The sequence below is a fragment of the Pedobacter sp. HMWF019 genome, from assembly GCF_003061025.1.
GTDB lineage: Bacteria > Bacteroidota > Bacteroidia > Sphingobacteriales > Sphingobacteriaceae > Pedobacter.
In genome coordinates this window covers 6,271-17,225 of sequence record NZ_QAIL01000550.1, presented here as the reverse complement: position 1 = coordinate 17,225, position 10,955 = coordinate 6,271, and the positions used below count along the sequence as shown (strand labels likewise).

The 10,955-nt window shown below is 42.1% G+C and carries 7 protein-coding genes; 2 read left to right on the top strand and 5 right to left on the bottom strand.

The features are described 5' to 3' along the window. The first annotated feature begins 663 nt into the window (after positions 1-663). Both panB and DBR11_RS26845 read left to right on the top strand, forming a co-directional pair. Positions 664-1,479 carry a 3-methyl-2-oxobutanoate hydroxymethyltransferase gene (gene panB / locus DBR11_RS26850; RefSeq protein WP_108555627.1) on the top strand — a complete coding sequence of 272 codons (816 nt, stop codon included), beginning with the start codon at positions 664-666 and terminating at the stop codon, positions 1,477-1,479. 3 nt (positions 1,480-1,482) lie between these two features. Continuing rightward, a complete protein-coding gene (locus DBR11_RS26845; protein ID WP_108555626.1) occupies positions 1,483-2,169 on the top strand; it encodes an RluA family pseudouridine synthase in 687 nt (228 codons plus the stop codon). On the opposite strand, the gene DBR11_RS26840 is transcribed toward DBR11_RS26845, so the two are convergent. The 5 genes from DBR11_RS26840 to DBR11_RS26820 all read right to left on the bottom strand — a co-directional run bounded on the left by DBR11_RS26840 (position 2,166) and on the right by DBR11_RS26820 (position 10,860). Beyond that, complete coding sequence (locus tag DBR11_RS26840) at positions 2,166-2,636, bottom strand: hypothetical protein (protein WP_146186684.1); 471 nt, start codon at positions 2,634-2,636, stop codon at positions 2,166-2,168. The two genes, DBR11_RS26845 and DBR11_RS26840, sit on opposite strands and share 4 nt — an antisense overlap. A 116-nt stretch (positions 2,637-2,752) precedes the next feature. Next, entirely contained in the window at positions 2,753-4,165 is a 1,413-nt protein-coding gene (locus tag DBR11_RS26835; protein WP_369974465.1) for a glycoside hydrolase family 30 beta sandwich domain-containing protein, read from the bottom strand. A gap of 5 nt (positions 4,166-4,170) precedes the next feature. Beyond that, on the bottom strand, positions 4,171-6,468 hold the full coding sequence (locus DBR11_RS26830; RefSeq protein ID WP_108555623.1) for a glycoside hydrolase family 3 N-terminal domain-containing protein: 2,298 nt from the start codon (positions 6,466-6,468) through the stop codon (positions 4,171-4,173). Positions 6,469-6,522: 54 nt separating this feature from the next. Further along, on the bottom strand, positions 6,523-7,938 hold the full coding sequence (locus DBR11_RS26825) for a RagB/SusD family nutrient uptake outer membrane protein (RefSeq protein ID WP_108555622.1): 1,416 nt from the start codon (positions 7,936-7,938) through the stop codon (positions 6,523-6,525). A gap of 12 nt (positions 7,939-7,950) precedes the next feature. Next, complete coding sequence (locus tag DBR11_RS26820; RefSeq protein ID WP_108555621.1) at positions 7,951-10,860, bottom strand: TonB-dependent receptor; 2,910 nt, start codon at positions 10,858-10,860, stop codon at positions 7,951-7,953. Positions 10,861-10,955 lie beyond the last annotated feature (95 nt).

Below are 10,955 nucleotides of genomic sequence, written 5' to 3'. Positions count from 1 at the left end.
TATTTTTTTAACAGTAATTTTAATAGGGGATAGAATAAGGGAATTTAGAGGAAAATTCTGTACAGCTGCTTCAAGACTAACGATATCAGGCGGGCAGAAAAAGCCCGCAGATCTCTGAGGTCTTTCCGCAGCGTACGAGAATTTTCCGTAGCAAATTGCAGAGGAGGGAGGTGACCGGGCAGGGCGTAGGACCAGGTAAAAATGATGCACGGGAGGAGACTGGAATACGACAGGCTAGAGGCTGAGCCTCACATCATACACACATCAGACACACTTTCTTCACAAAAAGGTACCTGTTTGTGTATTAATTGTGACGGAGGTGTGTATAAGGTGTGGACAAGCCCTTATCTTGTGGAGATCCTCTTATATTGAAATTAGCATACAATAGATTTAACCTGCCCTGCTTGATGCCTGGATTCTCCTCCCAGCTAAGCACCTGGAAAACCGAGCTTGCGAGCTCTTGAGAACAAGTAAAATATAAACACTTCGAAAAAAATCAATATTACTCAGAGGAGACCTTAGCTTTCGAAGCAGTTCGCGCAGCTATGCGTGGAAAGCGTAGTCTCCGAAGAGTATATTGATTTTTCAATAAGCTTATATCTTATATTTTTACCTTTTATTTCGATTGTAAAACCTAATTTTGTCAATCTAAACCTAATAGGCATGTCAGTAAATAAAGAAGTAAAACGCATTACTACACATATTCTGCAAGAAATGAAACAACGTGGTGAGAAAATAGCCATGTTAACCGCTTATGACTATTCCATGGCTACAATCCTTGGAGACGCAGGGCTGGATGTATTACTCGTTGGAGATTCTGCATCTAATGTTATGGCAGGGCATGAAACAACCCTTCCAATTACGTTGGATCAAATGATTTACCATGCTCAAAGTGTGGTTAGAGGAGCAGGACGGGCATTCGTTGTTGTAGATCTGCCTTTCGGATCTTACCAGGGGAATTCAAAAGAAGCCCTGAATTCGGCCATCAGAATTATGAAAGAATCCGGAGCACATGGCGTAAAGCTGGAAGGCGGAGCCGAGATTGCGGAATCGGTAGAACGTATTATTACCGCAGGTATACCAGTGATGGGGCACCTGGGGCTTACTCCGCAATCTATTTATAAATTTGGAACCTATACAGTAAGAGCCAAAGATGAACTGGAAGCAGAAAAATTAAAGAGCGATGCAAAAATTCTGGAACAAGCAGGATGTTTTTCAGTAGTTCTGGAAAAAATACCCGCAAAATTGGGAAAGGAAGTATCTGAAAGTTTACATATTCCAACTATAGGAATTGGTGCAGGCCCGGACTGTGATGGACAAGTGCTGGTAGTTAATGACATGATTGGTCTTACCAAAGGCTTTAAACCTCGTTTCCTGCGTCAGTACCTGGATTTATATAGTGGAATTAAAAATGCTGCAGAATCTTATATCAAAGATGTTAAGGGCAATGATTTTCCTAATGAAAAAGAACAGTATTAAGAAATGCCTGTAACTGATAAAGACATACTTTACGAAGACAACCACCTCATAGCTGTATATAAACGCGCCGGTGATATTGTTCAGATTGACGAGACAGGAGATGAGCCATTGGAAGAAATGGTTAAAAAATATCTTGCTAAAAAATACAATAAACCCAACAGTGCTTTTCTGGGGGTGGTGCACCGCCTGGATCGCCCTGTTAGCGGAGTAATTCTGTTTGCCAAAACCAGTAAGGCACTGGAGCGTATGAATGCGCTTTTTAAAAATAGAGAGGTTAAGAAGACCTATTGGGCAGTGGTAAGAAATAAGCCTGCACAACCTTCCGGTACATTAGTGCATTGGCTGATCAAGAACCCTCAAAAAAACGTGGTTACCCCACATAATAAAGAAGTGCCAGGAAGTCAGCGCTCTGAGTTGAGTTACAGGCTGATTGGCGAGCTTGGTGGCTATTATCTGATTGAGGTCGACCCATTAACTGGTCGTTCTCATCAAATCCGGGTACAACTCTCTACCTTAGGCTGCCCTATTGTTGGAGACAATAAATACGGTTATCCAAGGGGGAGCAGAAAGGGCAGCATTTGCTTGCATGCACGCCGTTTACAGTTTATACATCCTGTAAAAAAGGAGCCTATTAATATATTCGCCAAATTGCCTGTAGATGGTTTTTGGGAGCGCTTTGAAGATTTTTAATTGCAATCTGTTTTGGTCAGTACAATGGCATTGCTGAACTGGAGGTTTTTCGGATCTTTAAATACCATCTCTCCATTCTTATCTTCCACGTCGCCGAAGCCTTCTATTAACTGATTTTCCTTTTTGAGAAAGGCAACTTGTCTTGCTGAATGCATGCCTTCGGAATCAAAGGTGTAATCGATTAAAATGGTGTCGCCTTTCATCACACCGGATATCGTTCCATAATTCCTGTCTTTTTCATACAAACTATAAGTTAAATCTCCGGTAATCTTGCCCGAAGTTGTATGTAGGGAAAGTGCAATGGTGTCCTTATCCTTAATATAGGAATAGCATTCTTGTCCGGGAAGGGTGATGTGCTCACTTTCCGCATGCACTATGCTGTCGGCTTTTGGGTTGGTTACAGTTGTGTTCTGACAGGAACTCAGCACGCCTGTAAGTGCGAAAAGCGAAAGAAGGTAATGTTTCATCTCTTGGTTCTTCAATAAGGTATACAACAGTTAAGGTACAAAATAGTTGAGCAAAGTTGAAATTAAACAGAAAACCCCGCTTTGGGCGGGGCTTTCTAAACAATTAACAAAACGTATTACCATACAAAGGTAGCCGCAGCCCCGGCCGGTAAATTAGCCTCCAGGGTTTTGCCTGCATCTTTTATATTGAAATTTTGAGTATGGTCAGTTGTATTGGCTACGATGAGCACTTTTTTGCCTTCAGGTGTCTTAAAGGCGACGTTCTCCAGTCCACTTATTGAATTGGATCCAATTCTTATTGATCCCGGAGCAACAAATTTAGAAGCATGGCCAATAATATAGTAAGCCACATTTCTGTTAACAGCCGAATGTATGGTTAAAGCACCAAGGCAGGTTACACAGCCACCTACGGTATGAGGACCATAAGAAGGATCTGCAGCGAGGTTCCACTCTAATACATTTCTGGCCCAGTTCCTTGTGGCTCCAATGATCAAGGTAGAAACATGCCATTTCAGGTCTTCAGGGAAATTACCCGGTCCACCAACCCACTGCTCTGTAAAATATAAGTTTTTATCCGGGTGGGCATTATGAACTTCAGTCAGGGCATCAATTTTACCACCATACAAATGAAAAGCAGAACCATCTACATATTGACGGGCTTCCGGATCATTCAGGATCGTAATGGGATAGTCTGGTCTGTCGGCATTATGATCATAAACAATGATCTTGGTTTTGATTCCGTTCTTTTTAAATACCGGTCCAAGGGCTGTTTTAATGAACTTGGCTTGATCTGGAGCTTCCATATACATGCTGGGTACATTTCCAGGATGTAAAGGTTCATTTTGAATGGTCACCGCATCAATAACAATTCCCTGTGCTTTCATGGCCAGAATGTATTTTACAAAATACTTAGCGTAAGATTCATAATACTCAGGTTTTAAACTGCCTCCTTTAAAACTGTTGTTGTCTTTCATCCAGGTTGGTGCCGTCCATGGAGAGCCCAAGATTTTAATAGAAGGATTGATGGCTACAATGCGCTTAAGCACTGGTACCAAGTCTTTCATTTCTCTGGATAAGGAGAATTTTTCGAGGTTTACATCAGTCTCTCCAGCGGGAAGATCGTTATAAGTAAATGTATCTGCGCTCAAGTCCGATGCGCCTATGCTGATGCGAAGGTAACTGATGCCAATGCCATTTCCTTTGCTGGAAAAAAGTTCCTCAAGCAGGGCCTCCTTTTCCTTTGCAGGAAGACCATTGATCAATGTGGCGCTTCCACCAGTTAAGGTGAAACCAAAGCCATCAATACTTTGATAGGTTTGTTGTTCATTGACCTCAATGCTAGGGTTACTGTTGCTGAATTCTCCAAAATTCAACTGGGTATTTTGTTTCGCCAGCAGAGAAGACTGATCAGGCGTTGTTAACCAAAGCTCCGCCTTTCCGGAATTATTGGGTTGTAGGTCTTTCCTGGCAGAGCAGGCTCCTAAGGTCACTGCGGCAAGCAGGCAAAGACTGTAAATCGGTTTCATCATTGGGCTTAAAGGCTATAGTTAAAATTAATCTTCTTATCTGCGATCTGGATAGTGAACTCCCCAGGCTCGGTTACTTTTTTGAGATCAGGCATCACTACAGCAAGATCTTCCGGGCTGATGAGGAAAGTTACCGTCTTGGTTTCTCCAGGCTTCAGATCAATTTTATCAAAGGCTCTTAAACGTTTAGCATCCGGGCTAATTGGACTGGACACCAGTTGTGAAGTGTATAGGAGTACGCTTTCTTTTCCATTTACTTTACCGCTATTGGTAAGGTCTACAGAAACCGTTAATTTTTCACCAGCTTTAAGCGTGTTGCTGCTAAGTTTAATATCGCTGTAAGTAAAAGTGGTATAGCTTAAACCCTGTCCAAAAACATATTGAGGATTGTAATCTGCATCATAGTTATATACACCTTCTGTCGTAGAACGGGATTCAGATGGCTTGTGGTAATAGGTAAATAAGGCATTAGGGTACTGCGGGTAGGTATAAGGTAGTCTTCCTGAAGGATTTACATCACCGTATAAAATATCTGCAAGGGCATCTCCACCAAAGTTACCAGGTTGGTAGGTTTGCAACACAGCAGCCATTTTGTTTTCAAATTTACTGATCACGCGGGGTCTTCCTTCATTCAGGACAAGAATGATCTTTTTGCCGGTTGCAGCTAGTTTCTGCGCCAGTTCTGTTTGAAGATCTGAGATATACAGATCATTTAAATTACCTGGAGTTTCTGTATAGGTGTTTTCTCCTAAACAAAGTACAATGACGTCTGCATTTTTGGCTGCATTTACAGCTTCATCCATCTTGTCTACATATTCTTCATAGTACTTTCCATCCATTTTATAGCTTACTCCTGGGATATAGCTTATATTTTGCGGTCCGGCCTTGCGTTGAATGGCTTTTAAAATGGTGTTGTATTTTGCAGCGAATTCCTCTACTTTTTCACCTTGCCATGAATAGGTCCATGCACCATTAAGTGTTCTCATAGAATTGGCATTTGGTCCGGTAACCAAAACTTTAAGAGATTTGCTTAATGGTAAAACCTGATCGGTATTTTTTAACAACGTAATAGACTCTGCTGCGGTGTTGTAAGCTGCTTTTTCAAAAGCCGGACTTCCGAATTTAGGGTAGTCTTTTGGATTGGTGGTCGGTTTTTCAAAAAGGTTGAGGTCATATTTAACCATCAGGATCCTTCTTACTGCATCATTGATGCGTTCTTCTTTAACCTGGCCTTCTTTAACCAGCGCAATCAGGTCATCGCAGAAAGGCTCATAATTGTAGGCAATCATTGACATGTCTATACCGGCATTAATAGCCAGCCTAACTGCATCTTTGTTGTTTTTGGCTACGTGATCTCTGGCATACAGATTTTCTATATCACCCCAGTCTGTAACCACCAGGCCTTTAAAACCCAGTTCTTCTTTCAGCATTTTGGTCAGGATCTCATAATTGGCATGTACGGGTACACCATTAATCAAACCAGAGTTGATCATAATGGTTTTTGCACCTGCATCAATAGCCGCTTTGAAGGGAGGGAGGTGATACTCTCTCAGGGCCTGGTCTGAAATTACGGCAGGTGTTCTGTCCTTTCCGGAAATTGAAGACTGATAGCCTAAAAAGTGCTTTACTGAGGTGGCTACGTGGAATGGGTTGGAAACATCGTTGTTTTCCCCTTCAAATCCTTTGACCATCGCTTTGCCAAGTTCTCCAGCCAGATAAGGGTCTTCTCCGAAAGTTTCCTGCTGACGAGGGAAACGGGGATCAGGTCCAAGATCCAGTTGCGGAGAAAAAGTCCATGGAATAGAACTTGCCCTGGTTTCGTAAGCAGAGATTTCTGCACCTTCACGCACAAGTTTGCGGTTAAAGGTTGCTGCTTGTCCAATCTCCTGAGGGAACATAGTTGCTCCTGCGGTATAGGTTTCTCCGTGGATACCATCTATACCGTAGATCACAGGAATACGGTTTTTGCCGCTCATGGCTACTTTTTGGATTTTACCGATAATGTCATACCAAACAGCAGTTGTTCTTGCCCGGTTATTTGAGGTGTTCAGTACAGATCCAATCTTATACTGGATCAAGGCTTTTTCCATTTCCTTTTGATCAAGAGTAAATGGTTCATAGCTGGTAAAGCGGTCTTTGCCCTTGCCAATCACATCCAGGGTGATCTGTGCCATTTGGCCCACTTTTTCTTCGAGGGTCATCTTTTTAAGCAAAGCTTCAACTTTAGCTTCCTTGCTGTTCTGTGCTTCAGCGGTAAAAACGCTGCAAAATAAGAGGATCGGGATTAAACTTTTCTTATGGTTCATAGTGTGTGTATATAACAAAGGCTGTTTACACAGCCTTTGTTGGGTAATTGATAATTATCTTACATTTGGATTCCTGTCCAGTTCTTCCTGTGGAATAGGGAAGAGCAGTTTTCCAGCAGTAACATTATAATTCAAGGATGCACCGTTGCCATCTTTTTGGGCGTTCATTACCGCAATTGCACGATTGGTGCGTAGCAAATCGAACCACCTGTGTCCTTCAAAAGCAAGTTCCAGACGACGTTCTTTTTCTATGGCTAAACGCATAGACGCCTGGTCTGCGGCTGGCGTGCCTGCTAATTTAACCCGCGATCTGATTTGATCAACAATGGTTTTAGCAGATGACCATCCACCAGCACTAAGTTCATTCAGGGCTTCAGCTTTCAACAGCATAATGTCTGCGAGTCTGAGGATATAGCTATCCGATTTGTCGTCAGCTCTGTATTTGTTGATGAAAGGATAGCTTGTTTTTGACCAGTAACTATCTGTCCAGCCTTCTGCACTTACGTTCAGAAATGAAATACTGGAGTTTTTACGTACAGCATCGCCCTCTGCGTCAAATGCGGCAACAAGATCATTGGTTGGGGTATTGAACTTTTTCCATCCTAAACCAACGATCACACTCGGCATCCAGTTTCCATGAACACCTCCCCAGCCATCATATTGCATTTCCCAGATGGCTTCAGTATTGTTTTTGTGGTTGGAATCCCAAAGGTTATCGTAATTACTCATTAAAGAATAACCTCCGGAAATCACCAGGTCTGCATACTGCTGTACCTTAGCCCAGTTCGGTGTTGGCATGCTTGCATACACTTTAGACAATAAGGCATTTGCAACACCTTTGGTTACAATTCCCTTGTTGGCGGCAGTTGAGGCTGCATTAGCAGCGCCAAATTCCAAATCTTTGATGATTTGTGTATAGATCTCGTCAACAGTTGCTTTTTTAGGATAGTATTCTGCATCTGTGCTGGGAAGAGCAAGAACCAATGGTACCGAACCCCAGGTTCTTACCAAGTTAAAATACATATAAGCCCTCATGATACTCGCTTCTGCAAGGATCTGCTGTCTTCTGTTATTTACGTCCAGTTTAGGGTCGCTGATTTTTCCAACGTTATTCAGGATGATGTTACAGTCTTTGATATTACCATACAAACCATTCCAGTCTCTTTTAACGTTACCGTTTGTGGAAATGATGGTAAATTTGTCAATAGCGATGTTATCGGCATTGTCTCCACCTGCATAGCAATTGTCTGCAGTTACATCTCCGTTGGTCATGTAATCCCAGATGTGATAATCGACGTACATACCGGAATAAGCTCCTGCAATCAGTTTTTCTGCTGCTGCTGCATCGGCAAAAGCCTGATCAGGACCGACCTGTGTAATTGGGGTTTTGTCTAAGAAATCTTTTTTGCAGCTTCCAAGTGTCATGGCCAATGTGCCTGCTGCGATTAATGAATATAATTTGAATTTCATGTTCTGTTTAAATTAAAAGCCTACGTTAACACCAAATAAGAATGTTCTGGACTGAGGATAAGTTCCATAGTCTACGCCCATTGAAGGACCGTTGGCATCATACTGATTCACTTCCGGATCAAATCCTTTGTATTTTGTAAAGGTGAGCAGATTATAGCTGGAAGCATAAATCATTACTTTGCTCATTTTTAATTTACCCAATGCCATTTGTCCAAAATTGTAAGACAGTGTGGCCGTTTTCAAACGCAGGTATGAACCGTTTTCTACAAACCGGCTTGACGTCTTGGTATTGTCTGTATCGTCTTTAACGGCTTTAGGGATGTCGGTAATCTTGTTTTGTGGTGTCCATCTGTTCAGAACAGTAGCCAGCTGGTTCTTGGAATCATTTAAACTCTCCAGTTCCATTCTGGACGCATTGTAGATGTCATTTCCCTGAACACCCTGGAACAGGAAGGTCAGACCAAAATTTCCATACGTTAAGGTATTGTTTACACCATAGGTAAATTTAGGTTGTGCAGAACCAATAAAAGTACGGTCAGCTGCGGTAATCTGATTGTCTCCATCCAGATCTTTGTAGATTTCCATGCCGGTCTCGGGGTTAACTCCTGTAGCAACGTAACCATAGAAACTGCCCAATGGACGGCCAACTTCTACTCTGATGGCATCGTCGCGCTGATAAATTCCGCCGAAGCTGATAGAGCTTACTTTATCTCCAAGACTGGTCACTTTATTTCTGTTAAGAGAGAAATTCAGGTCTGTATTCCAGGTGAATTTTTTTCCTTCTACATTTTTTGTAGAAAGGACAAACTCAAGACCTTTGTTTTCTACAGCACCAACATTTTTTACGATTTTACCAAATCCAACACTGTTTGGAAGGGGCTGGTTGATCAGTAAATTGTTTGTTTTTTTGAGGTAAGCATCGGCAGTAAAGGTGATGCGGCTGTTGAACATGCTCAGATCCAGACCAAGGTTGGTTTGGGTAGAAGCTTCCCATTGCAGCTGGTTGTTTGGCAATTGGCTAAGGGTGTAATTTCCTTGAGCATCCGGCTGGTAAAGCTCCAGGTATGGATAATCTCCAATGCCTTCATCATTACCAACTTTACCCCAGCTTGCACGTAATTTTAAATCATTGATTGATTTGCTGTCTTTCAGGAAATTTTCTCCTGAGATTCTCCATCCTACGGAAGCTGATGGGAAATAACCATATTTATTGTCTTTTCCGAAACGGGAAGATCCGTCGGCACGGAAGTTTGAAGTAAATAAGTATTTGCTGTCATATGCATAGGTTACACGGGCAAGGTAGGAACGTTTGGTCCATTGTGCAGCCGTTACCACTTGTGCAGGAACATTTGATCCGCGAGGCAATAGTTGTTTATTAGCACCCAGAAAATTGCTTTCTGAGTAAGGTGTGTACAGATAATCGGAAGACTGCAAGGTCATACCAGCAGTCGCAGTGAAGGCATTTTTATCTACGTTTTTAACATAGCTCAAAATGTTCTCGTTCAACCATACATGGTCTTTGGTCTTGTTGTTGTTATATAAACCCTTCTGATCCCGACCATAAGTGGTCATGTATGGATCTAGGAAATAGGTATAATAAGCATCTCTGTTGTTGGCACTGATGCTGGATTTAAAAGAAAGGTCTTTTGTAAATTTGATCTCTGCAGCGAAAGAGCCCAGGAACCTTAATTCATTGGTATTGTTTTTGGCTGCGAAAGCAGCACCATATGGGTTTTCAGAACCTGCTTTGTAAGGATTGGATGCGTAAGTGCCATCAGCGTTATATACGCCAATAGTTGGCGGAGTGGCTAACGCAGCGATGATTGTTCCACCTTTAGCTGCACCTGCATTGTCCGGAACGTCAATTGAATTTTTTGAAGTTAAAGCTGCAGTTGCATATAATTTTAACCAGCTGGTGAGGCTTTGGGAACCATTGAAATGCATGGTGTATTTATCTAGTTTTGCCGGAGCAACAACACCTTTGTCCTGCTGATAGCCGGAAGAGAAAGCGTATTGACCACCTTTAATACCGCCTGAAAGCGATAGCTGGTAATTGTTTTGAATACCCGTTCCAAAAGTTTTCTTTTGCCAGTCTGTATTTTCATTGCCTAATCCCTCTACACCATAGCCGAGTTCTTGCATCAGTGCAATGTACTGGTCTCTGTTTAAGACTTTTTCTTTTTTCCAAAGATTAGAGAAACCTGTAAAAGCATTGAAGCCGACAGCTAATTTCTGAGTGCCTTTTTTAGTGGTGATCAGGACAACTCCATTTGCACCGCTGGAACCATAGATGGCTGCTGCAGATGCATCCTTTAAGATGGTCATGCTTTCGATGTCATTTGGGTTGATGAAACTTGCATCGCGTGAGGTTACCCCGTCAATAACATATAATGGGCTGTTTGAGGCCAGGATAGAGGTGTTACCACGTATACTTACCGTAATCCCTGCACCTGGTTTTCCAGATTGAGAACTCACTTGTACACCCGCTGCTTTACCTTGTATGGCTTGTACAGCATTGGTGATCGGTTGATTCTCTATGTCTTTTGAAGAAACAGAGACAATTGCAGAGGTCAGGTCTTTCTTGGTTTGGGTACCATAACCAACTACAACCACTTCATTGAGTTGGTTGTTGTCATCAGTTAAGGTCACATTAAGTGTGGTTTTGCCAGCAACAGCCTGCTCTGTGGTTTTATAACCAATAAATGAAAAAGTAAGGGTCGCATCGGCAGGAGCTTTTAGGAGAAAAGATCCATTAGCTCCGGTCATGGCTCCCTGGGAAGTGCCTTTGACTTTTACCGAAACACCAGGTAAAGGAAGACCCTGCTGGTCCTTAACTTCACCTTTTATGGTAATGTCCTGTGCCATCGCAATGCCGAAAGAACACAAGAGAAAAACAATAAAAAGAGTAAACTTTTTTGTCATGATTTTTTGCTTTGTTTAAATTAAATTGATGGATAAAGTTAAGTCGACTTTAAGGTTAAATCCAAGTAAATTGTGAAAAATATTTATTGTAATCG

Bases quoted from the DNA above. Each gene is read 5' to 3' on its own strand.
- panB (WP_108555627.1), top strand. From the start codon at position 664: ATGTCAGTAAATAAAGAAGTAAAACGCATTACTACACATATTCTGCAA.
- DBR11_RS26820 (WP_108555621.1), bottom strand. From the start codon at position 10,860: ATGACAAAAAAGTTTACTCTTTTTATTGTTTTTCTCTTGTGTTCTTTC.
- DBR11_RS26830 (WP_108555623.1), bottom strand. From the start codon at position 6,468: ATGAACCATAAGAAAAGTTTAATCCCGATCCTCTTATTTTGCAGCGTT.
- DBR11_RS26835 (WP_369974465.1), bottom strand. From the start codon at position 4,165: ATGATGAAACCGATTTACAGTCTTTGCCTGCTTGCCGCAGTGACCTTA.
- DBR11_RS26840 (WP_146186684.1), bottom strand. From the start codon at position 2,636: ATGAAACATTACCTTCTTTCGCTTTTCGCACTTACAGGCGTGCTGAGT.
- DBR11_RS26845 (WP_108555626.1), top strand. From the start codon at position 1,483: ATGCCTGTAACTGATAAAGACATACTTTACGAAGACAACCACCTCATA.
- DBR11_RS26825 (WP_108555622.1), bottom strand. From the start codon at position 7,938: ATGAAATTCAAATTATATTCATTAATCGCAGCAGGCACATTGGCCATG.